The sequence below is a fragment of the Salinimicrobium oceani genome, from assembly GCF_012037645.1.
In genome coordinates, this window is sequence record NZ_JAAVJR010000087.1 from 1 (window position 1) to 818 (window position 818).

Below are 818 nucleotides of genomic sequence, written 5' to 3' on the forward strand. Positions count from 1 at the left end.
CGATCGAAAAAGGTAATATCCACGAGCGATATTCCATCGTGTTCAGTGCCGAAGAAGATCTAAATTCCGGAGAAGAAAATCCCGAAGAAGGAGATGAAGACGGTGATGAAGAAAATGGAGGAGATGAAGACGGCAATGATGGTGATGAAGATGGCAGTGATGGTGATGGTGACACGGGTAATGAGGAAGGCGACGGTGACGATAACCAAACCACTACTCCAGAACAACCTCAACTTACGCCTCCTGCCGATATAGAATTACTGTACTCCAATAGGCATGGGCAAGTGATCATTAAAAATTCCGGAATGTTACCTCTTAAAAAAGCTGTTTTGTACAACTCTTTAGGTCAGGAACTTTTCACCTTTGGAAATCTACCCGTGCAAAATGTCACCGAACTTCCAATTGAGGTCCCAAGTACAGGAGTCTATTACATCAAAATTCACCTAAAAGATGTTACCCGATCCTTAAAATTTATTGTTGAATAAGAACAATAGAGCCGGATAAAATCCGGCTCTATTGTTTGTTATTTCTTAAACTTAAGGGGAAGGTGGACTACCTTTTTGGTCTCAAAGAAATCTTCCTCGAAATAATCCTGAAGATCATAGATCACAGCAGTACCATATTCTGCCAATTCCTCTGAAAGATCCCCTCCTTTTAGATAAAGAATACCATTCTTAAGTTCATGTCTGCTCTCTTTAGCGATTTTGCCTTTGGTCCAATGCACAAAGGTAGGCATGGCAGCCACTGCCCTGCTTACGATAAAGTCGTAATGGCCCGGCACCTCTTCTACTCTGGCATTTGTAGTGTGAACATTTTTC

2 protein-coding genes are annotated in these 818 nt (G+C 41.8%); one reads left to right on the forward strand and one right to left on the reverse strand.

What is annotated here, in order from left to right; genetic code table 11:
• The coding region (locus tag HC175_RS15550) for a T9SS type A sorting domain-containing protein (protein ID WP_168139362.1) at positions 1-485 on the forward strand (485 nt) is incomplete at its 5' end.
• A 38-nt stretch (positions 486-523) separates the two neighbouring features.
• On the opposite strand, the gene HC175_RS15555 is transcribed toward HC175_RS15550, so the two are convergent.
• A partial coding sequence (locus tag HC175_RS15555; RefSeq protein ID WP_209310012.1) for a 16S rRNA (guanine(527)-N(7))-methyltransferase RsmG occupies positions 524-818 on the reverse strand: 295 nt, incomplete at its 5' end.